The following is a 23,399-nucleotide window of genomic DNA, read 5'->3' on the forward strand; positions in this document are numbered from 1 at the left end:
TTCCTCCGTCACCATGCTGCCCCAGACGCGGTCGTTAGACTCGCTGACATGTCTGGCCAGTCGCTTCTCGTACCGGGGGAGCTGTCCCCCCACCGTTCCGTTCCCGGAGCCATCCGCCGCCCCGAGTACGTCGGAAAGCCCGCCCCCACTCCGTACACCGGTCCCGAGGTGCAGGACGCGGAGACCGTCGAGCGGATGCGGACCGCCGGCCGCCTCGCCGCGCAGGCGATGGAGGAGGCAGCCAAGCACATCGCGCCCGGTGTGACCACGGACAAGTTGGACGAGGTCGCACACGAGTTCCTGTGCGACCACGGCGCCTACCCGTCCACCCTCGGCTACCGCGGCTTCCCGAAGTCGCTGTGCACGTCCGTCAACGAGGTCATCTGCCACGGCATCCCGGACTCGACGGTGCTGCGGGACGGCGACATCGTGAACCTGGACGTGACCGCCTTCATCGGCGGCGTCCACGGCGACAACAACGCCACCTACCTGTGCGGCGACGTCGCCGAGGAGTCCCGGCTGCTCGTGGAGCGCACCCGGGAGTCGCTGAACCGCGCGATCAAGGCGGTCCGGCCGGGCCGCCAGGTCAACATCATCGGGCGGGTCATCGAGTCGTACGCCAAGCGCTTCGGCTACGGCGTGGTGCGGGACTTCACCGGGCACGGCATCAACTCGTCCTTCCATTCCGGGCTGATCATTCCGCACTACGACTCGCCGCACCACACGACGGTGATGCAGCCGGGGATGACCTTCACGATCGAGCCGATGCTGACCCTCGGCACCCACGAGTACGACATGTGGGACGACGGCTGGACCGTGGTGACCAAGGACCGGAAGCGGACGGCGCAGTTCGAGCACACGCTGGTGGTGACCGAGACCGGGGCCGACATCCTCACGCTGCCCTGACTCACGTTGCCCTGACCCGTTCGAGGGGTAGCGTTTTTACCGACAGGACGTCGGGAACCAGTTGACTTAGGTAAGCCTAAGTCGGCACGATCGAGGTGGTTCCCGACCCCTGCGGTCACCCCACGGTCCCGACGGTCCCGGAGGCACGCCTTGAACACGCCCTTCTCGACGCTCATCCGCACCGCTTCGCACGCGCAGCACACGGAGGCGGAGTCGTCGACGTTCATGAGCGACCTGCTCGGCGGACGCCTGGCCGTGGGCGCGTACGCGCGCTACACGGAGCAGCTGTGGTTCGTGTACCGCGCGCTCGAGGACGGCGCGGAGGCGCTGCGCGCCGACCCGGTCGCCGGGCCCTTCATACAGCCGGAGCTGTTCCGCACGGCCGCCCTGGAGCAGGACCTCGCGCATCTGCGGGGCCCGGGCTGGCGGGCCGGCGTCTCAGCGCTGCCGGCCACGGAGGCGTACGCGGCGCGGGTCGCCGAGTGCGCCCGGGTCTGGCCCGCGGGCTATGTCGCCCACCACTACACCCGCTATCTGGGCGACCTGTCGGGCGGCCAGATCATCCGCGACCGGGCCGAGCGCACCTGGGGCTTCGCGCGCAAGGGCGACGGCGTGCGGTTCTACGTCTTCGAGGGCATCGCCAACCCGGCCGCGTTCAAGCGGGGCTACCGGGAGCTGCTCGACGCGGTGGACGCCGACGACCTGGAGAAGCAGCGGATCGTCGACGAGTGCAAGCGGGCCTTCGACTTCAACGGCGCGGTGTTCCGCGAGCTGGCGGGCGAGTTCCCGCTCAGCGCCGCCTAGGGCCTACGCCTGCCGCGGAATGGTCCGCTCCAGGCGGCACCGGCCGCCGAGTTCGATGATGCCGTCCGGGCCCGGGGCGGTGAGCAGCTGCGAGCCCCGGCCCTGGGTGATGTTGAGCGCCCGGCCGAGCTCGGCGGTGAGCAGCAGCGCGGCGGCGCCGGTCGCCTCGTCCTCGTCGATGCCGTCGCCGCGCCCGGGGAAGCCGCGCGCCCTGATCCGCCCCGCGGCCTCCTCCTCCCAGGCCCACGCGTAGATCCACTCCCCCGGCTCGGGCACCGTCAGCGCGTCGACCTCGGCGGCGGAGCCGTACTGCCGCAGGGTGCGCGGCGGCGCCCACTCGGCGCGGGCCTCGATCCAGGTGAACTCCCCGTCCCCGCGCACCCACACCTCACCGGCCGGCGGGCACACCACCTCCAGGTCGAGCAGCCAGGCGGCCCCGACGAGCGGATACCCGGCGAACGGCAGCCGGACGCCGGGCGTGTAGATGTCGACGACGCCCCGCTCGGGGTCGTCGACGAACACGGTCTCGCTGAACCCGAGTTCCTTCGCGAGCGCCTGCCGCGCCGCCTCATCGGGGTACGCGCGCCCGTCGCGCACGACGCCGAGGGCGTTGCCGTGGCGTCCGTCGCCCGCGCAGAAGACCCGCAGGACGTCGATGTCAGTCGTGTTCATGGCGGAATTGAAGCATCCAGGCGTCCCACTCCGCCGGTCCGCCGGGAATCGGCCAGGTGCGATTCGGCACCTCGTCGTACGGGAGCCAGCCGACGACCTCGCTCAGCCGCCGCGTACTACCCACACGTAACCCGAATCGGGGCAAATCGCCCTGCTTGACCGTCCCTTGACCAAGCCGTGGAACGTCCATGAGTCCGCTGTGACCGCACCGTGTCCTGTGCGTCGGGCCTGAGAGCTGAATCACTGGACGGGTGGGTATTGCTGAGGTAAGCCTCGGTTAAGTTAGGTCCGCCTCACCCCGTACCGCTGATCCGTACCGCCGATCCGTCCCGCTGGTCGCCCCCGCGACCGTCCCCGAGTGGAGCCTTCATGCGAGCCGTCCGCCTCTCCGTCGTCACCGCCGCCGCGACCGCGGCCGCCCTGGCCGCCGTCACGGGCTGCGCGCAGAAAGGCGACGCCAAGGGCGGCGAGGCCGACGGCGTCACGGTGATCGCCAAGGACGACTCCTGCGAGGTCTCCAAGACCTCCTTCCCGGCCGGCCACCTCAAGCTGAACGTGGAGAACCGCGGCAGCAAGGTCACCGAGGTCTACGTCCTCTACCCGGACGCCCGGATCGTCACCGAGCGCGAGAACATCGGCCCCGGCACCAAGGCCACCGTCACCGCCGAGATCAAGGCCGGTGACTACGAGATCGCCTGCAAGCCCGGCATGAAGGGCGACGGCATCAAGCAGAAGGTCACCGCCACCGCCGGCAAGGGCGCCGCCGCGGGCCCGAAGCGCTCCCCCGAGATGGACGCGGCCGTCGCCGCCTACCGCCAGTACGTGCAGGCGCAGGCCGACGAGACGCTCCCCAAGGTGAAGACCTTCACCGACGCGGTCCGCGCCGGTGACGTCGAGGCCGCCAAGAAGGCCTACGCCGACTCCCGCATCGGCTGGGAGCGCACCGAGCCGGTCGCCGAGTCCTTCGGCGACATCGACCCGAAGGTCGACGTCCGCGAGGACGGCCTGGAGGCCGGCCAGGACCCGGCGAAGGACTGGACCGGCTGGCACCGCCTGGAGAAGGCGCTGTGGCAGGACAAGAAGATCGGCGACCGCGAGAAGCAGCTCGCCGACCTCCTCGACAAGGACCTCGCGGACTGGGTGAAGCGGGTCGGCAAGGCCGACATCACCCCCACCTCGATGGCCAACGGCGCCAAGGAGCTCCTGGACGAGGTCGCCACCGGCAAGGTCACCGGCGAGGAGGAGCGCTACTCGCACACCGACCTGGTCGACTTCAAGGCCAACGTCGAGGGCGCCCAGAAGTCCTACGAGCTGCTCAAGCCGGTCGCGCAGAAGAACGACCCCAAGCTGGTCGCCGAACTCGACAAGCAGTTCGCCGCCCTGAACACCCTGCTCGACAAGTACCGCACGGACAAGGCGAGCTACGTCTTCACCTCGTACGACAAGGTCGGCAAGCCCGAGCGCAAGGAGCTGTCGGACGGCGTCAACGCGCTGGCCGAGCCGCTCTCCAAGCTCGCCGCCGCGGTCGTGAAGTAGCAGAGGGCACGAGGGAGAAGGGGCCCCGGACATGAGCGAGGACACCACCACCACGGCGACCGCCGAGGACACTCGGGTCGCCGGGCGGCCGGAGGGCTCCGCGCCCTCCCGCCGCGCGGTCATCGGCTGGGGCGGCGCCGGGCTCGCGCTCGGTGCAGCCGCCGCGGGCGGCGCCGTCGCCCTGGCCCGGGGCCGCGAGGACGACACCGCCCCGGTCGCCGACACCGGCTCGGCCGTCCCCTTCCACGGCGCCCACCAGGCCGGCATCGCCACCGCCGTCCAGGACCGGCTGCACTTCGCGTCCTTCGACGTGAAGACGACCGACCGCGCGGAGCTGATCCAGCTCCTGAAGGACTGGACCCGGGCCGCCGAGCGGATGACGGCCGGTCACGAGGTCGGCGAGGGCGCCTACGGCGGCCTGCCGGAGGCGCCGCCGGACGACACCGGCGAGGCCCTCGGCCTCAAGCCCTCCCGGCTCACCCTCACCATCGGCTTCGGCCCCTCGCTCTTCGACGGGCGCTTCGGGCTCGCCGGCAAGCGGCCGGCGGCCCTGGTCGACCTGCCCAAGTTCCCCGGCGACAACCTGGACGCGGCCCGCAGCGGCGGCGACCTGTGCGTGCAGGCCTGCGCGGACGACCCGCAGGTCGCCGTGCACGCCATCCGCAACCTGGCCCGGATCGGCTTCGGCAAGGTCGCGGTGCGCTGGTCGCAGCTGGGCTTCGGCAAGACCTCCTCGACCACCCCGGACGCGCAGACCCCGCGCAACCTCTTCGGCTTCAAGGACGGCACCCGCAACATCGCGGGCACCGAGACCGACCGCCTGGAGAAGCACGTGTGGGTGTCCGGCAAGGACGCCCAGGGCCCGGCGGCCTGGCTCGACGGCGGCTCCTACCTGGTGGCCCGCCGGATCCGGATGAACATCGAGACCTGGGACCGCACTCCGCTCGCCGAGCAGGAGGACATCTTCGGCCGCGACAAGAAGGAAGGCGCGCCGGTCGGCAAGGCCAAGGAGCACGACGAGCCGTTCCTGAAGGCCATGAAGCCGGACTCGCACGTGCGCCTCGCGCACCCCGACTCCAACGGCGGGGCGACCATCCTGCGCCGCGGCTACTCCTTCACCGACGGCACGGACGGCCTCGGGCGGCTTGAGGCCGGTCTCTTCTTCCTCGCCTACCAGCGGGACGTCCGCACCGGCTTCATCCCGGTGCAGACCTCGCTGTCCCGCAGCGACGCGCTCAACGAGTACACCCAGCACGTGGGTTCGGCGATCTTCGCGGTTCCGCCCGGCGTCCGGGACAAGGACGACTGGTGGGGCCGGGAGCTGTTCGCGTAACCGCTTCGCCGCGTATCCAAGAAGGGAACCGCCGTGTTCGGCAACTATCTGATCGGCCTGCGCGAGGGGCTCGAAGCGAGCCTCGTCGTCTGCATCCTCATCGCGTATCTGGTGAAGACGGGGCGCCGGGACGCCCTGCGGCCGATCTGGATCGGCATCGGCGTCGCGGTCGGACTCGCGCTCGCCTTCGGCGCCGGGCTCGAATTCGGCTCGCAGGAGCTGACCTTCGAGGCGCAGGAGCTGCTCGGCGGCTCGCTGTCGATCCTCGCCGTGGTGCTTGTGACCTGGATGGTCTTCTGGATGCGGCGCACCGCCCGGCATCTGAAGGCCGAGCTGCACGGCCGGCTGGACGCCGCGCTGCAGATGGGCACCGGCGCGCTGGTCGCGACCGCGTTCCTCGCGGTCGGCCGGGAGGGCCTGGAGACCGCGCTGTTCGTGTGGGCGTCGGTACGGGCCTCCTCGGACGGCACGTACGCGCCGCTGACCGGTGTGGTGCTCGGCCTCCTCACGGCGGTGCTGCTCGGCTGGCTGTTCTACCGGGGCGCGCTGAAGATCAACCTGGCGAAGTTCTTCACCTGGACCGGCGGCATGCTGGTCGTGGTGGCGGCCGGCGTCCTCGCGTACGGCGTGCACGACCTGCAGGAGGCCCGCTTCCTGGGCGGCCTGGAGAACAAGGCCTTCGACATCTCCGCGACGATCCCGCCGGACAGCTGGTACGGCACGCTGCTGAAGGGCGTGTTCAACTTCCAGCCGGATCCGACGGTCGTTCAGATCACGGTGTGGGCGCTGTATCTGATCCCCACGCTCGCGATCTTCCTGGCCCCGGTAGGGTCGGGTCCGTCCAGGCGGGTGGAGAAGCAGAAGGCGACCGAGAGCGATGAGAAGGCTGAGCCGAACCGGGCGAACCAGGCCGAGGCGACCGGCTGACGCGCTGCCGGGCCGACCGGGCCGAATGAGCTCGGTGGGCCGGCCGGGCCGACCGGGAAGCACGGGCCGGCCGGGCCTGGCGGTGATCGCCGCGACCGTGCTCGCGCTGACCGCGAGCGGCTGTGTGACCGTCCACGGCGAGCAGGCGCTGATCCCTGCGGCGAGCCCGGCCGAGGCCGCGCAGGCCCTCCAGGAGTTCACCGCGGCCTACAACAAGGCCGACAAGGCGTACGACCCGGCCCTCGACGCGGACCAGGTCACCGGTCCGCTCGGCGAGATCAACCAGGCCGGACTGCGCTCGCGGCAGATCACCACCCCCGGCGGCAACAAGAACCACACGCCGCTCGAACTGACCGACGCGAAGTTCGTCGTGCCGCGCAAGGCCGGCTGGCCGCGCTGGTTCGTCGCCGACACCGACTCCAACCGGGACACCGACAAGGGCCCGAACGACACCCGCTGGCTGGTCGTCTTCGTACGCAACAGCGCCGCGAAGCCGTGGGAGGTCGCCTACCTGTCGATCCTGTCCCCGGACGAGGTGCCCGCCTTCCGCACCGAGGAGGGGTACGCGGTGCCGGTCGCCGCCGGCGGCACGGAGCTCGCGGTCGCACCGGGGCGGCTCGGCGAGCGGTACGTGTCCTTCCTCAAGGACGGGCAGCAGGGGCTGTTCGCGCCCGGCACCCACACCACCGGCTGGCGCACGGAACGCACCAAGGCCGCCAACCGGCCGGGCCTGGCCACCCAGTACGTCGACCAGGCCGAGAGCCGGGGCGACTTCGCGCCGCTCGCCCTCGCGACGGAGGACGGCGGCGCCCTGGTCTTCTTCGCCACCCGCTACTTCGAGCGGCAGACCGCCGCGCCCGGCTACCGGCCGAAGGTGGGCGCGGACGTGCGGGCCCTGATGACCGGCGAGATCAAGAACACGATCACCAAGCGCTGGGTGTCCAGCCAGGCGGCCCTGGTGAAGCCGGCGGGCACGCAGACGGACGGCGTCGAGGTCCTGGGCCGGCTGCAGGGCGTGACGGCGGCGGAGGGCTCGTAGGCCGCCGGTGCGCCCCTGCCGGGCAGGCCCCGGCTCAGCGCCAGGCGATCTCGTGGTCGGCCGACTCACCCTGCTCCGCCCGCTCGGCGGCGTGCCGGGCGCAGGCGTCGGTGAGCGCCTCCAGGAGGTTCAGCGGCTCGGGCAGCGCGTGCTCGGGGCCGCGCAGCCAGGACAGGACGGGCTGGCTGCCCTCGTCACCGGGGAGCCGGGACGGCGGCACGAGGACGTAGGAGCCGCGGCAGTGCCAGCGCAGGCCGGGGTGCTCGTCCATGGTCTCGGGGTGGCAGTCCAGCTCGCAGGGCCACCACTCGTCCTCGTCCTCGGGGGTGCCGCGGGTGGCGGTGAAGAAGTACATACGGCCCGCGTCGGGCCGGTCCTCGGCGGCCTCGGAGACGGACACCGGGCCGACCTCGGCGCCCTCGGCGAGCAGCCGCTCCAGGGCGGCCCGGCCGGCGGCGAGGGGCACGTCGAGCACGTCGTGCACCATGCCGGTGGCGGTGATGAAGTTCGCCTCGGGGTGGCCCTTGGCCCAGCGCTCGATCTGGGCGCGGTCGGTGGTCGACTGGGTCTGCCAGGCGAAGGAGACGGGGTGCCGGGCGGGGGTGGGACAGCCGATCCGCTCGCAGGAGCAGCGGTATCCGACGGGGTAGGCGGCGGGCGCGACGGGCATTCCCGCGGCGGCGACGGCCAGGATCGACTTCTCGCGTCCGTTCTCGAGCTCGGCCGCCGAGGGCTTGGGCTTGGAGCGCCTGCGGAACCACTGCGCGAGTCTGCTCTCCGTGCCGCGGTAGCGGCCGATGCCGTCGCCCATCTATCCCCTCACACTCATGGTCACACTCATGGTCGCGCTCGTGGTCACACGCATGCTCGCCCGGTGGTCGTCCGGCGCCCGCCCGGAGTTCACCCGGTCGGCACTCCATGGTCCCACCATCCTGCGCCCCGGGTGACCGGAGTCGGGAACCGGGGTCTCATTTCCGGACGAGCAGCCCGCGCAGCACGAGGTCGACGAGGGAGTCGGCGTAGGCGTGGGTGAGCGGCAGGGTGCGGTTCAGCCAGCGGTGGTGAAGGGGGCCGACGAGGAGCTCCAGGGCGATGCGGGGGTCGGCGGCGGGGTCGACCAGGCCGGCCGCCTGGGCGGCCTCGATGCGGCGCGCGTACAGGCGGAGCTGGGGTTCCAGGAGCCGGGCGGTGAACTCGGCGCCGAGGTCCGGGTCGACGATCCCCTCGGCGGCGAGCGCGCGGGCGGTCCGGTCGAAGGCGGGGTCGTTGAGCTCGTCGACGGTGGCGCGGAGCACGGCCTTGAGGTCGGCGGCGAGGTCGCCGGTGTCGGGGATCTCACTCCCGGCGGGGCCGCCGGCCGCCTCCTCGGCGAGGTCGAGGAAGGCCTCCAGGAGGACGGCGGCCTTGGAGTTGGCGGGCCACCAGCGGTAGATGGTCTGCTTGCCGACTCCGGCGCGGGCGGCGATGCCCTCGACGGTGGTCCTGGCGTAGCCGTGCTCGGCGACGAGGGCGAGGGCGGCGGCGTAGATGGCGCGCCGGGAGCGCTCGCTGCGCCGGGAGGCGTCGGGCGCCTTCGGGTCGGGGGCCTTGGCGTCGGAGGCCTGGGGGTCGGAGGCCTGGGTATCGGACATGCGTCCAATCTAGCAGTCGACGAGACGCATCGTCTCGCCGGTTGATCTTCATCCGAACCACCCGAACGGTCCACTGCGCGGGACGCCCCGGAAGCGCACCATGGGCTCACAGATCAGCGCTCGCCGATCAGCACCTCGTACAGCAGAGGAGCCCTCTTTGCGCACCACTCCGCGTGAGCCCTCGCCCCGCCGCTACCTCATGTGCCCACCCACGCACTTCGAGGTGACGTACTCCATCAACCCCTGGATGGATCCCACGAAGCCGGTCGACCTGCGCCTGGCGCTCGCGCAGTGGGAGGACCTGCGCGACCGCTACCGCGCGCTCGGCCACACCGTCGAGCTGCTCGACCCCGTCCCGGGCCTGCCCGACATGGTCTTCGCCGCGAACGGCGCGACCGTGGTGGACGGCCGGGTGCTCGGGGCGCGGTTCGCCCACCCGGAGCGGTCCGGCGAGGCGGCGGCGCACCTGGACTGGTTCCGGCGAAACGGTTGCCCGGAGGCGGACCTCCGGGTGCCGGAGCACGTCAACGAGGGCGAGGGCGACTTCGCCGTGACCGCCTCGTGGATCCTGGCCGGCCGGGGCTTCCGCTCCAGTCCGCTCTCGCACGACGAGGCCCAGGAGTTCTTCGGGCGTCCGGTGATCGGCCTGGAGCTGGTGGACCCGCGCTACTACCACCTGGACACCGCGCTGAGCGTCCTCGACGACGCCCGGGACGAGCTCATGTACTTCCCGGACGCCTTCTCCCCCGGCAGCCGCGCCGTCCTGAAGCGCCTGTTCCCGGACGCCCTGCTCGTGGGCGCCGCGGACGCCGCCGTGCTCGGTCTGAACGCGGTGAGCGACGGCCGGCACGTGCTGCTTCCGCAGGCGGCGGTGGGCCTGTACGAGCCGCTGCGGGAGCGTGGCTTCGAGCCGGTCGGGATGGACCTGGGCGAGCTGCTGAAGGGCGGCGGCAGCGTGAAGTGCTGCACGCAGGAGCTGCGCGCCGCGGTCTAGCGCTCAGTCCTCGCCCTCAGTCCTCGCTCTCAGTCCTCGCCCTCAGTCCTCGTCGGTCTCCGGGGGCCAGGGGTCGCCCCAGTCCGCGTCCCTGGCCTCCTTGTACAGCGCACCGTGCCGCTTGGTGACCGTCTCCCTGCCGAGCCCGTCCGGCCCGCACAGCTCCAGGAGCACCTGGCCCTTGCGGATCTGCGGCTTGCGGGTCACCCGGGACGGGGCCGGGGTGACGGGGAAGCGGGTGGCGGCGACGTACGCGTACTTCTCGTCCTCGTACGGCAGCGAGCCGCCCTTCACCTTGCGGTGCAGCGAGGACCGGCTGACCCGGGCCGCGAAGTGGCACCAGTCGCTGCCCGGCACGATCGGGCAGGCGCCGCTGTGCGGGCAGGGCGCGGCGACGGTGAAGCCGGCCTCGACGAGGAGGGTGCGGGCGGCGATGATCCGCTCGTAGCCGTCGGGGGTGCCGGCCTCGACGATCACCACGGCCCGCGCGGCGCGGGCGGCCTCGGTGACGAGCGCGGTGCGGTCCGCCTCGGTGAGCTCGTTGAGGACGTACGAGACGGTCACCAGGTCGGTCTCGGCGAGCTTCAGGGCCGAGCCGATGCGCTCGCGCCGCCACTCGGCCTCGAACACGCCCCCGGCCAGCTCCTTGCCGATCGCGAGGGCCGGCTCGGCCCAGTCGAGCACGGTGGTGCGGGCGGCGCCCTCCCAGGCCTCCGCGACCGCCCAGCTCGCGGCGCCGGTGCCGCCGCCGACATCGGTGTGGGTGGCGGGCGTCCAGTCGGGCGCGGCGTCCGCGAGGGCGTACAGCGCGGCCCGTACCGCCTCGAAGGTGGCGGGCATCCGGTACGCGGCGTAGGCGGCGACATCGGACCGGTCGCGCAGCACCGGCGCGTGCGTCTGGGTCGCCCCGCGGTAGTTGGCGATCAGCCGCTCGACGGCCTGCGCGGCCTGCCGCGGCGGCAGCCCGTCGAGTACGGCGCCGAGCGCGGCGCGCAGGGTGTCGGCGGAGGGGGCGGAGGCGTTCACCGCGACATTCTAGTTCGACGTCCTCGTTCGCCGGCCTCCTTCGCCGACGCGGACCGGGGCGCGGCCTACGGCACCGCCCCGACCCCGTCCGCGTGCACCGCGCGCCATGCCGCCATCGAGGCGTTCCACTGGTCGCCGGTGAGTTCGGTGAGGGAAGCGGGGAAGAGGCCGTCCTCCTCCTTCGCGATGTGGGCGTGCAGCTCGTCGACGGAGCGGACGAAGGCGGCCCGGTCCTCCGGGTCGTCGAGGTCGAGGGCGGCGAGGAAGGCGGCGAGCTCGCGGTGTTCGCGGACGAGGGCGTCGATGTAGGCCGCGTACTCCTCGTTCTCCCGCATCACCGCGAAGAGGCCGCGCTCCTCCCCCGCCCAGTGCGTGCGCAGCCGCCCGGCCATGTCGGCGACGAGTGCGCGGGCGCGGGCCGGGTCGCCGGTGTCGAGGGCCCGTACGGCGTCCCCGGCGAGGTCGGTGACGGCCTCGTGTTCGGCGATGAACTCCTTGATCAGGGGGATGTCGCGGCAGCCGCAGTAGTGGCACATGCCCCGGATCGTCACACCGGGGCGGTCACTTCGCCGGCGCGGCGCGCCAGGGGCGGCACATCAGGAGGAAGCAGCCGAGCGCGGCGACGGCGCAGCTCACCTGGACGACGGCCATCGGCACGGCGGTGGTCTCGCCGGCGATGCCGACGAGCGGGGAGGCGACGGCGCCGATGAGGAAGGAGGAGGTGCCGAGCAGCGCGGAGGCGGAGCCGGCGGCGTGCGGGGTGCGCATGAGGGCCTGGGCGTTGGTGTTGGGCATGGCCAGGCCCATCGCCGACATGAGGACGAAGAGCCCGGCGGCGACCGGCACCAGGCCGGGGTCGCCGAAGACGCCGCTGGTCATCACGAGCAGCGCGGTCGCGGCGACGAGGATGATGCCGAGGCCCCAGCCGAGCGCCTTGTCGAGGCTGACCCGGCCGACGAGCAGCTTGCCGTTGATCTGGCCGACGGCGACCAGGCCGACCGAGTTGAGCCCGAAGAGCAGGCTGAAGGTCTGCGGGGAGGCGCCGTAGATCTCCTGCACCACGAACGGCGACGCGCTGATGTAGGCGAAGAGCACGGCGAAGGCGAGGCCGCCGGCCAGCATGTAGCCGGTGAAGACCCGGTCGGCGAGCAGTCCGCGCATGGTGCGCAGGGCCTCGCCGACGCCGCCCGGGTGGCGCCGTTCGGGCGGCAGGGTCTCGTGCAGGAAGCGCCACACGACCAGGGTGAGGGCGAGGCCGATGACGGTGAGCACGTAGAAGACGCCGCGCCAGTCGGTGATCCGCAGGATCTGGCCGCCGATGAGCGGGGCGACGATCGGGGCGACGCCGGAGATCAGCATGAGGGTGGAGAAGAAGCGGGCCATCTCGACGCCGTCGTACAGGTCGCGGACGACGGCACGGGCGATGACGATGCCGGCGGCACCGGCCAGGCCCTGGAGCAGCCGGAAGCCGATGAGGAGTTCGGCGGTGGGGGCGAGCGCGCAGACGGCGGTGGCGAGGACGTACACGATCATGCCGACGAGCAGCGGGCGCCGCCGGCCCCATTTGTCGCTCATGGGGCCGACGACGAGCTGGCCGAGCGCCATGCCGGCGAGGCAGGCGGTCAGGGTGAGCTGGACGGTGGCGGCCGGGGAGTGCAGGGACCTGGTGACCTCCGGCAGGGCCGGCAGGTACATGTCCATGGAGAGCGGCGGGAGGGCGGTGAGCCCGCCGAGGACGAGGGTGACGAGCAGCCCGGCCCGCCGGGCGGCGGTCGCGGCCGGCGCGTGCTGTACCGCGTGCGGTATGTGGTCCTCGGTCTGGGCGGGGGCCCGGCCGCTCTCCGGCATCGACTGCTCCGTTTCGTTGAAACCTGTCCCAGGTTACGCGGGTCAGGCGGGCGTGAGACCGGGCCTTCCGGCCTCCGTGACGAAGGAGGCGGCGGTGGCGAGCGGGGCGCCCGGGGTGGTGACGGCGGAGACGGTGCGAAAGTCGGCGCGGGCGCTGTCGAGGCCGAGCGTGACCTTCACGTAGCCGCGGCGCCCGTTGTAGAACTTCATGTGCGGGTTGGCCTGCATGAGGGTGGCGTGGTTGGCCGGCTTGTCGGCGCCGTTGCGGCCGCTGGAGATGGACGTGGTGACGATCTCGGTGCCGACGGTGCGCGAGCCCGGGTCGCGGTGGTCGGCCTTGATGTCCATGGCGAAGGCGACGTGCACGTCGCCGGTGAGGACGAGCAGGTTGTCGACGCCGGCCGCGGCCGCGCCGGCGAGGACCCGCTGCCGGGAGGCCCGGTAGCCGTCCCAGGCGTCCATGGAGAGCTTGTACGCGGGGGTGGTCAGATTGCGCCGCTCGGCGAACATGACCTGCTGCGGGAGCACGTTCCACCGTGCGTGCGAGCCGCGCCAGCCGTCGATCAGCCAGCGCTCCTGGGTGGCGCCGGTGAGGGTGCGGGCCGGGTCGTCGACGAGCGGGCCGGGCAGCTGCCAGCCGTCGCCGTACGCCTGGTCGGAGCGGTACTGGCGGGTGTCGAGGACGTCGAACTGGGCGAGCCGGCCGAACCGCAGGCGCCGGTAGAGCCGCATGTCGGGGCCGGTGGGCCGCTGCGGGGTGCGCAGCGGCTGGTTCTCCCAGTACGCGCGGTAGGCGGCGGCGCGGCGGATCAGGAACTCCTCCGGCGGCACCCCGTTCTGCGGGATGTCGTCGGCGTAGTTGTCCTCGGTCTCGTGGTCGTCCCAGGTGACGACGAAGGGGTGGGCGGCGTGCGCGGCCTGCAGGTCGGCGTCCGCCTTGTAGAGGGCGTAGCGCAGCCGGTAGTCCTCCAGGGTGACGGTCTCGTGGTTGAAGACGTCGGGGAGGGTGCCGACGGGATAGCCGCGGTCGGCCGCGGTGGAGGGGACGGGGTACTCGTAGATGTAGTCGCCGAGGTGGAAGACGACGTCGACGTCCTCCCGCGCGAGGTGCCGGTGGGCGGTGAAGTAGCCGTCCGGGTAGGCCTGGCAGGAGACGGCGGCCAGGCTGAGGTGGGTGTTGTGGGCGCCGGGCGGGGGTGCGGTGCGGGTGCGGCCGACGGGGCTGGTCCAGTCGCCGGCGCGGAAGCGGTAGAAGTACGGGCGGCCGGGGGCGAGGGCGCCGACCTCGACGTGCACGGTGTGGGCGTACTCGGGGTGGGCGATCACGGAGCCGCGCCGGACGCCGCGGGTGAAGCGCTCGTCGTGGGCGAGTTCCCAGGTGACGGCGGCCCGGGTGCCAGTGGGCAGGCCGCCGCCGGTCTCGTACGGGCGGGGGGCGAGGCGGGTCCACAGGAGGACGGAGTCCGGCAGGGGGTCGCCGGACGCCACGCCGAGGGTGAACGGGTTCTCGGTGATGCGGCGGGCGTCGAGTTCGGCGGCCGCGGCCGTGCCGGTGGCCGGGAGGTTCACGGAGAAGGCGAGCGCGGCGGCGGCGCCGGTCGTGGTGAGGAAGCGGCGCCGGCCGAGGTGCGGGCGCCCGGCGAGGTGCCGGCTGAAGTGGCGGGCGGCGGCGCGGAGTTCGTCGACATACGTGGGTGCGGCGGTCATGGTCCCCTCCCCTGACGGATGTGGTGCTTCCGATTGCAGGGGGACGGAACGACCTCACGTTGTCGGGTACAGAACATCCACGTGTCGGACGAATGAGTTCACGGAGCACCGGTCTGCCGTACGCTGCGCGCTCATGAGCACAGCAGGCAGCCCCATGAACACGGCAGGTGGCGCGGGCGTCGCGGTGGTGACGGGCGCGGGTTCGGGCATCGGACGGAGCGTGGCGCGGGCGCTCGCGGCGGCCGGCTGGTCGGTGGCGCTCGCGGGCCGCCGGGCGGAGCCGCTGGCGGAGACGGCGGCGGCCTTCCCGTCCCCCGGCGAGGCGCTGTGCGTGCCCACGGACGTGACGGACCCCCGGCAGGTGACGGCCCTCTTCGAGGCGGCCCGCGACCGGTTCGGCCGGGTCGACCTGCTCTTCAACAACGCGGGTACGTTCGCGGGCGGCGGCGTCCCGGTCGAGGACCTGGACCCGGAGACCTGGCGCTCGGTCGTTGACGTCAACCTGACGGGCGCTTTCCTGTGCGCGCAGGCCGCGTTCCGGACGATGAAGGAGCAGTCGCCGCAGGGCGGCCGCATCATCAACAACGGCTCCATCTCGGCGCACGTGCCGCGCCCGCACTCGATCGCGTACACGGCGACGAAGCACGCGATGACGGGCCTGACGAAGTCGCTGTCGCTCGACGGGCGTCCGTACCGGATCGCCTGCGGTCAGCTCGACATCGGCAACGCGGCCACGGAGATGACGGCGCGGATGCAGACCGGGATCCTGCAGGCCAACGGCGAGGTGGCGGTGGAGCCGGTGATGGACGCGGCGGACGTGGCGGCGACGGTGGTGCACATGGCGGGGCTGCCGCTGGAGGCGAACGTGCAGTTCGCGACGGTGATGGCGACGGCGATGCCGTACATCGGGCGGGGCTGAGGGCGGGGCTGAGGGCCCCGCCCGACGGTATGTGGATCAGGGGGTGGCCTGGCCGGTCTCGAAGCGGGCGACCTTGTCGCCCTCGACGGTGAAGCGCCAGGCGGTGCGCATCGAACCCCAGGTGTCGTTGGTGTAGGTGGCGACGAGGGTGCGGCCGCCGTCGGTCTCGTCCTCGACCTCCATGCGCCCGTTCGAGGAGAACACCTCCCGCTCGGTCCAGACGCGGAGGTTCCGCTCCGTACCGTCGTCGGACATGGTCGCGTCGGGGGTGAGGAGGCCGAAGAAGGCGTCCTTGTCATTGGCGTTGAGGGCGGTCACGAAGGCGCGCACGACGGGGTCGGCGAGCTGCTCCACGGGAATCGTCATGTCCCAGCGGTACACCGGCAGGGCGACGCCGGGGCGCCGTCGCGGCGGAACCGGGCCGGGGGTTCAGCCCTCCGGCGGCAGGACGCGTTCGAGTACGCCTTCGAGGACGAGGTCGCCGGTGATGCCGGGGAGCAGCCGGCGGGCCTGCCAGGTGCGGGGGCGGGGCACGTCGTCGAGTACGAGGAGCCGGGCGCCGTCCCGGAGCGGAACATCCGCCAGCCGGTCCCGGTTCCTGACCCGTGCCCCGTCGGCGCCGGAGAAGGTGAAAGCCTCGGTGAAGGGCGCGGCCCCGTCCCGGTCCCGGCAGCAGGCGACGGCGGTACGGGACGGGGCCCGGCCGGGCAGGTGCCCGCCGCCGATCAGGGCGTGGGCGAGCAGAGTGTGCAGCTGGAAGTTGTCGCCGAGCCCGGAGGCGCGCAGCGCGAACCGGGCGCCGGTGGGGCGGTGGACGGCGAGGACCGGCTCGTCGTCGAGGACGGCGAAGGCGTGGGCGAGCCGCCGGAACCGGCCGCCGAACCCGGCCACGGCGGCGAGGTGCGCGTCCCGGTCGGCGCCCAGGGCGCGGCGCACGGCGGCGTGCCGGAGCAGGGTGAGGGTCGCCGCCTCGAAGGACGGGAGGGCACGCCAGGCGACGATCGGCCCGTAGCCGTACGTGTCGTAGTCCGCGTTGCGGAGCCCCTCTCCGTCCGGCCCGGGCAGGGCGCCCCGCCCGTCGGCGATCCAGCGCTCGGCGAGCGTCCCGGCCGTCTCGAAGCCCTGCCGGGCCCGTTCGAGCACGGGCGCCGCGCAGGCGGCGGGCTCGGCGCCGCGCTCCACGCAGGTGGCGACCATCACGGCGACGGTGCTGTCGGGCCCCTGCCCGAGCCGGGGCAGCAGGGCGGCGAGCCGCGGACCGCAGTCGCGGAGGACGGCGTCCGGCGCGTCACGGAAGGCGGCGAGCAGGGCGTCGAAGGCGGCGGGCACCTCCTGGGAGCCGGCCCGGACGGCCGCCTCGAACGTGCGCACCGCGCCCGCGAACCGCCCGTCGCTCCCCTTGCCCCCGAACCTCATCCGCGCACCCTACCGGGGGCGGACCTGACAGGCTGCCGCCATGACCGAAGACGCCTGGACCGCCATCGCCCGCCTCCACACCTGGCTCACGACCCATCAGAACCTGCCGCGCGGCGAGGAGGTGCTGCTGCGCGTCCTCAAACTCTCCGAGGAGGTCGGCGAGACGGCCCAGGCGGTCATCGGGGCCACGGGCCAGAACCCCCGCAAGGGCACGACCCACACCTGGCAGGACGTCGAGGCCGAACTGTGCGACGTCATCATCACGGCGATGGTGGCCCTGCGGACCCTGACCCCGGAGGCGCGGGAGGTGTTCGAGGGCCATGTGGAACGGGTGGCGGGCCGGGCGCTGGGTCCGGGACCGGCACTGGGACCGGAAGCACCAATTCATGAGTAAACGGTGAAGAGTGTGTGCTCCATGTGTATGTTGAGCGGCGCTCGATCCTCCGCTCGACCCACGGAGCCCCGCCATGACGCAACCGCCGCCGCCGAACCCGTACGCGTACCCGTACGCGCCCCCGCCCCCGCCCGCGCGGCGCTGGTGGCAGCATCCGGCGGTGGTCATCACGGCGCTCGTGGTCTTCCCGCCCGGCGGCATCGCGCTTGCCTGGCTGAGCCGTTGGGCCCAGGGACCGAAGATCGTCGCCACGGTCCTCGCCGGCCTGTGGTTCCTCGCGCCGTTCCTCGGCGACCCGCCGAAGGACGACGCGAAGCCGAAGGCAGCGGGGGCGGCGGCTTCGGCCACGCCGACCCCTACGCCCACCCCGACCCCCACGCCCACGGTTTCGGCGACGCCGAGCCCGACGCCGAGCGCGCACCCGGCGATGCCGCGGGTCACCGCCCGTACCTTCGCTGAGGCCTCCGCGGTCCTGGCCCCGCTGGCCCTGGCCTCGGTCGAACCGGCGAGCGCCTACACGGACGTCACCCTCCCGGCCACGACCGACGACTGGACCGTCTGCTTCCAGTCCCCGGCCCCGGGCGAGCTCATCGACTCCCCGACGACGACCACGGCCCGGCTGTCCCTGACCGCCCCGGCCACCCCCTGCCCGAAGTCCGAGAACACCCGCCTCCACCCGGCCCCGAAGCCCAAGCCCAAGCCCACCCCGACGCCCACGCCCGAGCCCGAGCCCACGTATGACAACGACGCCACGACGGGCGGCTCCTCCGGCGGATCCGACGACAACGTCTACTACGCGAACTGCACCGCCGCCCGAGACGCCGGCGCCGCCCCCATCCGCCGCGGCGAACCCGGCTACCGCCCGGCCCTCGACCGGGACAACGACGGCATCGCCTGCGACAGTTGACAATCCGTACCCGCACCGCGCCGCGCGGGCGCTGGACGCCGCCGCGTCCGACGGCGCCTCGCGCGTCGACGAGGGCATGGCGAACCTCGCGCAGGGCCTGCACAAGTCCTTCGGGGCCAAGGGTGACCGCCCCTACGCCCTCGCCCTCACCTGCCAGGCACCCACCCACCTCACCGTCACCCTGACCCTCGCCCGGGCACGGGGGCGGCGCCGCGGCCGGTCTCGTCCTGTGGCGGCTCAGCACGGTCTCCCCCGACGACCTGGCCGGGGACGGGTGCGAGGACGACATCAAGGGCTGCGAGAGCTGAGGATCGGCCCGGACGAGGACGTCGTCGCTCCTGAGATCAGACGGTCCCTTCGATGCGTTCGAAGATGTCCGCGTCCGTCTCCCGCTGCCATACCGGCAGGTCGGACCAGTCGGCAACATACCCGGGCTTGGGGTCTTCGAAGTGCCTGAACATCTGGGCGGTCCAACAGATCGCGACGAATCGGCCCTTCTGCTCGCGGGTGAGCCGGGCCGCATGTCCGCCGCTGACCTCGATGAAGTCGTGCACCTGCCCGTACACGGCGGTGGCGGCTTCGCGCTCCCACGCGGGCGTCTCGTCCCACGGCGTAACGTAGCCAGGCTTGGGCTCGCCGGGGTAGTGCTTGTTCACACCGTCGATCCACGCCTCGCGGAAGATCCGGCCGTCATTCATGCGCGTGTCCCTCTCGTCATGCGGTGCGCGGAAGCGCCGCGATTCGGTGATCAAGAGTCGAGACTCGGTCATCGGACATGAGTGGGGCAAGACGCCCCCGAAGCCCGTCCAGCTTCTTGCCGATGAATCCCGAATTCGACCGGTCGGCCAGTCCGAGTGCTTGCTCCGCGTAGTGCACGACCTGGTCGATGTCCCGTCTGTGCGCCCCGAGCTCGGCGAGGTCGCTCAGGACGGCAGCGCGGCGACGCAGGGACAGAGGCTGGGCAAGGGCTGCGGTGAGCGCTTCCTCGGCGAGATCAGGGCGGCCCAGTTGGAGGTAACAGGCCCCTCTCTCCTCTGCCATGCGGGAGCCGTCGAAGCGGAGCCAGCCGCCATTGTGGGAGTGAGCGCCGTCGAGGGCGTGCACTTTCTCTGCTTCGTCAAGAGCCCGATTGCACGCGTCGAGATCGCCCACGGCCGCGTACGCCTGCGCCTGGACGGCCGCGACCCAGTGACGAGTGGAGAGAGTGTCGTCGCCCCTCCGGGCGATGCGGAAAGCCGCCGCGAGCAGGGGCTGGGCAGCGTGCGCGCGGCGCGCGTACAGCTCGACGTACGCGTGGCGGGTCATGGCGCAGGCCCACAGGTCGTGGTCGCCACCGGCGTAGGCCGCGTTGGCGGCCAGTGTGTAGCACTGCGCGGCATCGGTGTACCGGTTGGCGTCGAAGAACAGCTCACCGACGAGCTGGTAGACGTCGGCCGTCATCCGACACAATCGGGACCGCTCCACAGCAGTACGGGTCTCGGTCAGCCCCTTCGCCATCACATCGAGCTGTGCGCGCACCGCAGGGAAGACGACCTGCTTGGAGTCTGATAGCGCGTAGACCTGCCAGAGGCTGCGGTGTAGGGCGTCCCCTGTCTCCAAGAGCGTCGATACTGCCCGCCCTCGGGCGGCCTCACCGTGATCGGGAAGAGTGACCAGCGCACCCGTAACGGCGAGCAGGCCCAGGACTTCGCGGCGCTTCATGTCGTCATCATCACCATGGAGGAGGGGTGGAGCAGCGGAGAGCCCGGCCGTCTCGGCCGGCTGTTCGTCGGAGAGAAGGGCTTCCAGCTCGGGGAGGGTCACTCCCAACAGCTCTGCGATCTTCGGCCGTTGGTGGGGACGCGGGGTGGCGCGACCACTTTCCCAACGGACCACGGTGGACGCGGCCACCGAGAGCGCTTCTGCGAATTCCTCCTGAGAGTAACCCCGGGCCGCGCGCCGTTCCGCAAAGTGCTTACGCCTCGACGTCATAGGTCTCCCCTCACGAGAACCCTTTCACGCACTCATACCCGCCACGTGCCAACGCCTGGAAAACGCCTGGGTATTGCGCGAGGTCCGCTCTGGGAGAAGGTAACGGATCGTCGTTCACTGGTCACACGCCGCTCGGAGGCCGAAGGACCCTCCGGGCGGCTCCCACTGAGAGGAGCGACCCCGTGACGACCTCCGGACTGCCCCGCAGGAACCCTGGCGCCAGTGGCCGTACGTACACACCGCCGGAGCCCCGGCCTGGTGCGCCGAGCCGGGCTCTGCGGGTACGGGCGGCCGGCGGCTGGGAGAGGTTCATGCGCCGCGTCGAGGCCCGGCAGGAGCCGGAGGAGTGAACCCGGTCGGTTCCGACGGCTACGAGCATCACCCGCTCCTGGACACGCGTGTCCGTGACATCGCCTCGCGCGGGGAGGGTGTGCTCGTCGCCGTCACACACGAGCTCCACAACCACGGCACGGTCCGCATCGCGCACATCCGGCCCGCGTCCGGAGTCGAGTGGACGACCGCGGCCGACAACATCCAGGCCGCCCGCCCCTGAGCCGCGGCCCGCAGATCGCCGTCCGCGCCCCCTGGCGCAGACGGATTCCCGCACCACACCCTTCAACACAAGGAGTCTCATGACCACCTCTGTCGCACTCCCCTCCCCCACGCGGCCGTGGGGTGCGGGCCGACTCGCGCCCTACCCGACGGTCGTCCGCCGACCCCACGCCACGGTCGCCATCGACCCCACGACGCAGCTCGGGGTGTTCCGCGACCGCGTCGGGCAGGTGGTCGAGATGGGCAAGCACGGCACCAGCTCCGGCACCGAGACCTCCACGACGACGAACTCGGACTCCCAGAACGACCAGGGTCACGATCAGGACAGCACGCAGGACTGATGACCATGACCGAGGAGAGGCCGGTTCTGGTGGCCACCGAGGCGGACGACATCACCGCCGACATGGTGATCACCGAACTCAACCGGCGCGATGTGCCGGTGGTCCGGTTCAACCCCGCCGACATCGGCGAAAACCTCACGGTCTCGGCTCGGTTCGGCACCTGCCCGACCCCGGTGGTCGGGCAGGTGCGCACCCCGTCGAGAACCGCTGATGTGACCCAGGTCCGGTCGGTGTACTGGCGCCGCCCGGAATGGCCCGCGTTTCCCCACCTGTCCGCTGATGACTCCCGGTTCGCGGCGGCGCAGGTCCGCTACGGATTCGGTGGCACCCTCTACGCCCTGAGCGGCCCGCTCTGGGTCAACCACCCCCTGCGCGTTGCCGCAGCCGACTACAAACCCGCGCAGCTCGTTCTCGCCCAGCAACTCGGCTTCACCATCCCTCCCACCCTTGTCACCAACGACCCGGACGAGGCTCGCGAGTTCGTTCAGGCTCAGAGGCAGGCGATCTTCAAGACGCTGCGATGGACCCCCTACACGCGTGATGGCGTGCCGGTGACGGGATGGACCGCCCCCGTCACCCCCGACGAGATCGACGACAGCGTTCGGGTCGCGCCCCACCTGTTCCAGGCCCGCGTGGACAAGGTCGCCGACGTTCGCGTGCTGCTCGTAGGTCGGCATACGTTCGCCGTACGCATCGACTCCGACCTCCTGGACTGGCGCAAGGACTACAGCGCCCTGACCTACACCGTGGAGCACCTTCCCGACCGGGTGGCCAAGGGACTGCATGCCTATCTGGACCGACTGGATCTGGTATCGGGAAGCTTCGACCTCGCGGTCGACCGCGCAGGGGACTACTGGTGGCTGGAACTGAACCCCAACGGACAGTGGGGGTGGCTGGAGACCGAGACCGGCCTCCCGATGTCCGCTGCCTTCGCCGACCTACTCGCACAAGGAGATCACCGATGACCGACCCGTCATCCGAGCGACGCCGCATGGCGACCGTTCTCGTGAATGAAGGGGCCCTGAAATCCCCCTGGCTGCGTGAGGCCGTCGAGTCCGTCCCCCGCGAGCGGTTCCTCCGCTCGGGAGTCTTCCTGAACGAGGGGCGGACCTGGCGGCCCGTCACCGCCACCGACACGAATCCGGACGAGTGGCTGAAGATCGCATACAGCGTCGACACCCTCACCACCCAGCTCGACGGCCACCTCACCGCCGACCAGGCCGACGAACCCGTCGTGGGCGTGCCCACGTCCTCCTCGACCGACCCGGCCACCGTCGTCGGCATGATCGAGACCCTGGACCTCGTGACGGGCCACCGAGTCCTGGAGATCGGCACAGGCACCGGCTACTCCACAGCCCTGATGTGTCACTACCTCGGCGAGGACAACGTCGCCACGGTCGAGGTCGACGCACAGGTGGCCGCACGCGCCGATGCCGCTCTCGAAGCCGCCGGCTTCTCGACGTGGACGGTGACGGGCGACGGGCTCCTCGGCCACCCGTACCGGGCACCGTACGACCGGGTCATCGCCACCTGCGCAGTCCGCCGCATCCCATACGCGTGGATCAGGCAGACGAGGCCCGGAGGCGTTGTCCTCGGCACGGTCGGCTCGTGGCCGTGGGGAACCGGCCTCGCGAAACTTGCCGTCGGCGATGACGGCACCGCCGAAGGCTCGATCGTCGGGCGTTCCTCCTTCATGCAGGCGCGGGCCCAGGCAGTGGCCCCCGTGGCCGGCGATCTCTCCGCCCGGACCGCGTACGCGGACAGTGAGCGGCCCGCTCTGATGTCCCCTCTGGTCCTTGAGGAATGGATGCCTGCCTTCCTGGCACAGCTGGCCGCGCCCGGGGCTCAGTTCGTACGCGCGATGGACGGTGACGGGTCGCCCATGCTGTACCTGTTCGATCCGGAGAAGGAGTCGTTCGCTGAGTTCCTCGCCGACGGCGAGAGCTGGACCGTTCGCCAGGGTGGCCCGGTGGCCCTGTGGGACGACGTGGAGCGTTCTCTCGTCGCCTGGCAGGACGCCGGGGCGCCGGGGATCGACTCCGTACGGCTCCGTGTGACGCCCGCGTCCCACCAGTACTGGATCGACCAGGTCCCCTCCCTCCGCTGGGAGCACCGGATCGCCTGACCCACTACGCTCCGGACATGGACGACGAACCGCTCTCCCAGTGGGCCGAGCGTCGCGACGCGAAGATCGGGCAGCTTCGCGCCGTACCCCTCGTGACCAGCGACGGCACGAGAGCTTCGCATCTGAACCCCGATGCGCCTCGTGCGATCCAGCGGTGGAACGGCCATCTGTGGGAGGCGTACGGCTTCGCGGCGAACCTCGCGGAAGCACGGCGCATCCTGTTTCCCCACGCCGAGGCTGCCGCCACCCCTGAGGCGTCACCGAAGCTCGGTCCCGGGACTGGCAGACATCGGAAGCCTCCGACGCCCTGATAACTCGGCGGAGTAGCGACCCATGCCATACCTCACCCGG

27 protein-coding genes are annotated in these 23,399 nt (G+C 71.9%); 16 read left to right on the forward strand and 11 right to left on the reverse strand.

Translation table 11 applies throughout. The annotated features are described in order from the left end of the window. The first annotated feature begins 48 nt into the window (after positions 1-48). Entirely contained in the window at positions 49-906 is an 858-nt protein-coding gene (map, locus tag JAO84_RS09895; protein WP_370412296.1) for a type I methionyl aminopeptidase, read from the forward strand. Positions 907-1,056: 150 nt separating this feature from the next. Continuing rightward, complete coding sequence (locus tag JAO84_RS09900; RefSeq protein WP_370412298.1) at positions 1,057-1,710, forward strand: heme oxygenase (biliverdin-producing); 654 nt, start codon at positions 1,057-1,059, stop codon at positions 1,708-1,710. 3 nt (positions 1,711-1,713) lie between these two features. Here JAO84_RS09900 and JAO84_RS09905 read toward each other — a convergent pair whose 3' ends face one another. Continuing rightward, the gene (locus tag JAO84_RS09905) at positions 1,714-2,382 is read right to left on the reverse strand and encodes a PhzF family phenazine biosynthesis protein (protein ID WP_370412300.1); all 669 of its coding nucleotides are present in this window, start codon (positions 2,380-2,382) and stop codon (positions 1,714-1,716) included. 369 nt (positions 2,383-2,751) lie between these two features. Here JAO84_RS09905 and efeO point away from each other — a divergent pair, with 369 nt between their 5' ends. Genes efeO through JAO84_RS09925 form a run of 4 tightly spaced genes read left to right on the forward strand, consistent with a single transcriptional unit; the run spans position 2,752 to position 7,217 of the window. Next, on the forward strand, positions 2,752-3,918 hold the full coding sequence (gene efeO, locus JAO84_RS09910) for an iron uptake system protein EfeO (protein ID WP_370412302.1): 1,167 nt from the start codon (positions 2,752-2,754) through the stop codon (positions 3,916-3,918). Between the two features lie 31 nt (positions 3,919-3,949). Next, positions 3,950-5,251: an iron uptake transporter deferrochelatase/peroxidase subunit gene (efeB, locus tag JAO84_RS09915; protein WP_370412304.1), complete on the forward strand. Its 1,302-nt coding sequence runs from the start codon at positions 3,950-3,952 to the stop codon at positions 5,249-5,251. A gap of 33 nt (positions 5,252-5,284) precedes the next feature. Then, positions 5,285-6,178, forward strand: a complete 894-nt coding sequence (gene efeU, locus JAO84_RS09920) for an iron uptake transporter permease EfeU (protein ID WP_370412306.1) — start codon at positions 5,285-5,287, stop codon at positions 6,176-6,178. A gap of 25 nt (positions 6,179-6,203) precedes the next feature. Further along, positions 6,204-7,217: a hypothetical protein gene (locus tag JAO84_RS09925; RefSeq protein ID WP_370412308.1), complete on the forward strand. Its 1,014-nt coding sequence runs from the start codon at positions 6,204-6,206 to the stop codon at positions 7,215-7,217. Between the two features lie 34 nt (positions 7,218-7,251). On the opposite strand, the gene JAO84_RS09930 is transcribed toward JAO84_RS09925, so the two are convergent. Further along, positions 7,252-8,028: a bifunctional DNA primase/polymerase gene (locus JAO84_RS09930; protein ID WP_370412310.1), complete on the reverse strand. Its 777-nt coding sequence runs from the start codon at positions 8,026-8,028 to the stop codon at positions 7,252-7,254. Positions 8,029-8,185: 157 nt separating this feature from the next. Next, a complete protein-coding gene (locus tag JAO84_RS09935) occupies positions 8,186-8,848 on the reverse strand; it encodes a TetR/AcrR family transcriptional regulator (protein ID WP_370412312.1) in 663 nt (220 codons plus the stop codon). A gap of 157 nt (positions 8,849-9,005) precedes the next feature. On the opposite strand from JAO84_RS09935, the gene ddaH reads away from it, so the two are divergent. Then, a complete protein-coding gene (gene ddaH, locus JAO84_RS09940; RefSeq protein WP_370412314.1) occupies positions 9,006-9,842 on the forward strand; it encodes a dimethylargininase in 837 nt (278 codons plus the stop codon). A gap of 42 nt (positions 9,843-9,884) precedes the next feature. Here the strand turns inward: ddaH and JAO84_RS09945 are convergent, their stop codons facing one another. From JAO84_RS09945 to JAO84_RS09960, 4 genes are all read right to left on the reverse strand, one after another. Beyond that, positions 9,885-10,868 (reverse strand): small ribosomal subunit Rsm22 family protein, encoded by a 984-nt coding sequence (locus JAO84_RS09945; protein ID WP_370412316.1) that lies wholly within the window; start codon positions 10,866-10,868, stop codon positions 9,885-9,887. 65 nt (positions 10,869-10,933) lie between these two features. Beyond that, complete coding sequence (locus tag JAO84_RS09950) at positions 10,934-11,404, reverse strand: hemerythrin domain-containing protein (RefSeq protein ID WP_370412318.1); 471 nt, start codon at positions 11,402-11,404, stop codon at positions 10,934-10,936. 25 nt (positions 11,405-11,429) lie between these two features. Then, positions 11,430-12,716 carry a Bcr/CflA family multidrug efflux MFS transporter gene (locus JAO84_RS09955; RefSeq protein ID WP_370412320.1) on the reverse strand — a complete coding sequence of 429 codons (1,287 nt, stop codon included), beginning with the start codon at positions 12,714-12,716 and terminating at the stop codon, positions 11,430-11,432. A gap of 42 nt (positions 12,717-12,758) precedes the next feature. Beyond that, on the reverse strand, positions 12,759-14,423 hold the full coding sequence (locus tag JAO84_RS09960) for an alkaline phosphatase (RefSeq protein ID WP_370412322.1): 1,665 nt from the start codon (positions 14,421-14,423) through the stop codon (positions 12,759-12,761). 154 nt (positions 14,424-14,577) lie between these two features. On the opposite strand from JAO84_RS09960, the gene JAO84_RS09965 reads away from it, so the two are divergent. Further along, positions 14,578-15,342 carry an SDR family oxidoreductase gene (locus tag JAO84_RS09965; RefSeq protein WP_370416702.1) on the forward strand — a complete coding sequence of 255 codons (765 nt, stop codon included), beginning with the start codon at positions 14,578-14,580 and terminating at the stop codon, positions 15,340-15,342. Positions 15,343-15,378: 36 nt separating this feature from the next. Here the strand turns inward: JAO84_RS09965 and JAO84_RS09970 are convergent, their stop codons facing one another. Then, complete coding sequence (locus JAO84_RS09970) at positions 15,379-15,708, reverse strand: nuclear transport factor 2 family protein (protein WP_370412324.1); 330 nt, start codon at positions 15,706-15,708, stop codon at positions 15,379-15,381. Positions 15,709-15,771: 63 nt separating this feature from the next. Then, positions 15,772-16,758 (reverse strand): hypothetical protein, encoded by a 987-nt coding sequence (locus JAO84_RS09975; protein ID WP_370412326.1) that lies wholly within the window; start codon positions 16,756-16,758, stop codon positions 15,772-15,774. Positions 16,759-16,798: 40 nt separating this feature from the next. On the opposite strand from JAO84_RS09975, the gene JAO84_RS09980 reads away from it, so the two are divergent. Continuing rightward, positions 16,799-17,152 carry a MazG-like family protein gene (locus JAO84_RS09980; RefSeq protein ID WP_370412328.1) on the forward strand — a complete coding sequence of 118 codons (354 nt, stop codon included), beginning with the start codon at positions 16,799-16,801 and terminating at the stop codon, positions 17,150-17,152. Positions 17,153-17,225: 73 nt separating this feature from the next. Continuing rightward, positions 17,226-18,059 carry an excalibur calcium-binding domain-containing protein gene (locus tag JAO84_RS09985; protein WP_370412330.1) on the forward strand — a complete coding sequence of 278 codons (834 nt, stop codon included), beginning with the start codon at positions 17,226-17,228 and terminating at the stop codon, positions 18,057-18,059. A gap of 344 nt (positions 18,060-18,403) precedes the next feature. On the opposite strand, the gene JAO84_RS09990 is transcribed toward JAO84_RS09985, so the two are convergent. After that, positions 18,404-18,757: a hypothetical protein gene (locus JAO84_RS09990; RefSeq protein WP_370416703.1), complete on the reverse strand. Its 354-nt coding sequence runs from the start codon at positions 18,755-18,757 to the stop codon at positions 18,404-18,406. A 16-nt stretch (positions 18,758-18,773) separates the two neighbouring features. Continuing rightward, positions 18,774-20,030 carry a helix-turn-helix domain-containing protein gene (locus JAO84_RS09995; RefSeq protein ID WP_370412332.1) on the reverse strand — a complete coding sequence of 419 codons (1,257 nt, stop codon included), beginning with the start codon at positions 20,028-20,030 and terminating at the stop codon, positions 18,774-18,776. A 182-nt stretch (positions 20,031-20,212) separates the two neighbouring features. Here JAO84_RS09995 and JAO84_RS10000 point away from each other — a divergent pair, with 182 nt between their 5' ends. The 6 genes from JAO84_RS10000 (at position 20,213) to JAO84_RS10025 (ending at position 23,359) form a co-directional block, all read left to right on the forward strand. Continuing rightward, positions 20,213-20,380: a hypothetical protein gene (locus tag JAO84_RS10000; protein ID WP_175439062.1), complete on the forward strand. Its 168-nt coding sequence runs from the start codon at positions 20,213-20,215 to the stop codon at positions 20,378-20,380. Beyond that, a complete protein-coding gene (locus JAO84_RS10005; RefSeq protein WP_265861968.1) occupies positions 20,377-20,583 on the forward strand; it encodes a hypothetical protein in 207 nt (68 codons plus the stop codon). Before JAO84_RS10000 ends, JAO84_RS10005 begins: the two co-directional genes overlap by 4 nt. Positions 20,584-20,662: 79 nt before the next feature. After that, positions 20,663-20,923, forward strand: coding sequence for a putative ATP-grasp-modified RiPP (tgmA, locus tag JAO84_RS10010; RefSeq protein ID WP_265861970.1), 261 nt, complete (start codon positions 20,663-20,665; stop codon positions 20,921-20,923). Positions 20,924-20,928: 5 nt separating this feature from the next. Then, positions 20,929-21,888 carry an ATP-grasp ribosomal peptide maturase gene (tgmB, locus tag JAO84_RS10015; RefSeq protein WP_265862704.1) on the forward strand — a complete coding sequence of 320 codons (960 nt, stop codon included), beginning with the start codon at positions 20,929-20,931 and terminating at the stop codon, positions 21,886-21,888. Continuing rightward, on the forward strand, positions 21,885-23,048 hold the full coding sequence (gene tgmC, locus JAO84_RS10020) for an ATP-grasp peptide maturase system methyltransferase (RefSeq protein ID WP_370412335.1): 1,164 nt from the start codon (positions 21,885-21,887) through the stop codon (positions 23,046-23,048). Before tgmB ends, tgmC begins: the two co-directional genes overlap by 4 nt. Before the next feature lie 17 nt (positions 23,049-23,065). Then, a complete protein-coding gene (locus JAO84_RS10025) occupies positions 23,066-23,359 on the forward strand; it encodes a DUF6087 family protein (protein WP_370412337.1) in 294 nt (97 codons plus the stop codon). Positions 23,360-23,399: the final 40 nt, after the last annotated feature.

Origin of the sequence: Streptomyces fradiae, assembly GCF_041270065.1 — a bacterium.
GTDB lineage: Bacteria > Actinomycetota > Actinomycetes > Streptomycetales > Streptomycetaceae > Streptomyces.

Excerpts from the sequence above, each read along its gene's own strand:
- map (WP_370412296.1), top strand. The coding sequence starts at position 49 with ATGTCTGGCCAGTCGCTTCTCGTACCGGGGGAGCTGTCCCCCCACCGT.
- JAO84_RS09905 (WP_370412300.1), bottom strand. The coding sequence starts at position 2,382 with ATGAACACGACTGACATCGACGTCCTGCGGGTCTTCTGCGCGGGCGAC.
- efeO (WP_370412302.1), top strand. The coding sequence starts at position 2,752 with ATGCGAGCCGTCCGCCTCTCCGTCGTCACCGCCGCCGCGACCGCGGCC.
- efeB (WP_370412304.1), top strand. The coding sequence starts at position 3,950 with ATGAGCGAGGACACCACCACCACGGCGACCGCCGAGGACACTCGGGTC.
- JAO84_RS09925 (WP_370412308.1), top strand. The coding sequence starts at position 6,204 with ATGAGCTCGGTGGGCCGGCCGGGCCGACCGGGAAGCACGGGCCGGCCG.
- JAO84_RS09930 (WP_370412310.1), bottom strand. The coding sequence starts at position 8,028 with ATGGGCGACGGCATCGGCCGCTACCGCGGCACGGAGAGCAGACTCGCG.
- JAO84_RS09935 (WP_370412312.1), bottom strand. The coding sequence starts at position 8,848 with ATGTCCGATACCCAGGCCTCCGACCCCCAGGCCTCCGACGCCAAGGCC.
- JAO84_RS09950 (WP_370412318.1), bottom strand. The coding sequence starts at position 11,404 with ATGTGCCACTACTGCGGCTGCCGCGACATCCCCCTGATCAAGGAGTTC.
- JAO84_RS09955 (WP_370412320.1), bottom strand. The coding sequence starts at position 12,716 with ATGCCGGAGAGCGGCCGGGCCCCCGCCCAGACCGAGGACCACATACCG.
- JAO84_RS09960 (WP_370412322.1), bottom strand. The coding sequence starts at position 14,423 with ATGACCGCCGCACCCACGTATGTCGACGAACTCCGCGCCGCCGCCCGC.
- JAO84_RS09965 (WP_370416702.1), top strand. The coding sequence starts at position 14,578 with ATGAACACGGCAGGTGGCGCGGGCGTCGCGGTGGTGACGGGCGCGGGT.
- JAO84_RS09970 (WP_370412324.1), bottom strand. The coding sequence starts at position 15,708 with ATGACGATTCCCGTGGAGCAGCTCGCCGACCCCGTCGTGCGCGCCTTC.
- JAO84_RS09975 (WP_370412326.1), bottom strand. The coding sequence starts at position 16,758 with ATGAGGTTCGGGGGCAAGGGGAGCGACGGGCGGTTCGCGGGCGCGGTG.
- JAO84_RS09980 (WP_370412328.1), top strand. The coding sequence starts at position 16,799 with ATGACCGAAGACGCCTGGACCGCCATCGCCCGCCTCCACACCTGGCTC.
- JAO84_RS09985 (WP_370412330.1), top strand. The coding sequence starts at position 17,226 with ATGACGCAACCGCCGCCGCCGAACCCGTACGCGTACCCGTACGCGCCC.
- JAO84_RS09990 (WP_370416703.1), bottom strand. The coding sequence starts at position 18,757 with ATGAATGACGGCCGGATCTTCCGCGAGGCGTGGATCGACGGTGTGAAC.
- JAO84_RS09995 (WP_370412332.1), bottom strand. The coding sequence starts at position 20,030 with ATGACGTCGAGGCGTAAGCACTTTGCGGAACGGCGCGCGGCCCGGGGT.
- tgmA (WP_265861970.1), top strand. The coding sequence starts at position 20,663 with ATGACCACCTCTGTCGCACTCCCCTCCCCCACGCGGCCGTGGGGTGCG.
- tgmB (WP_265862704.1), top strand. The coding sequence starts at position 20,929 with ATGACCGAGGAGAGGCCGGTTCTGGTGGCCACCGAGGCGGACGACATC.
- tgmC (WP_370412335.1), top strand. The coding sequence starts at position 21,885 with ATGACCGACCCGTCATCCGAGCGACGCCGCATGGCGACCGTTCTCGTG.
- JAO84_RS10025 (WP_370412337.1), top strand. The coding sequence starts at position 23,066 with ATGGACGACGAACCGCTCTCCCAGTGGGCCGAGCGTCGCGACGCGAAG.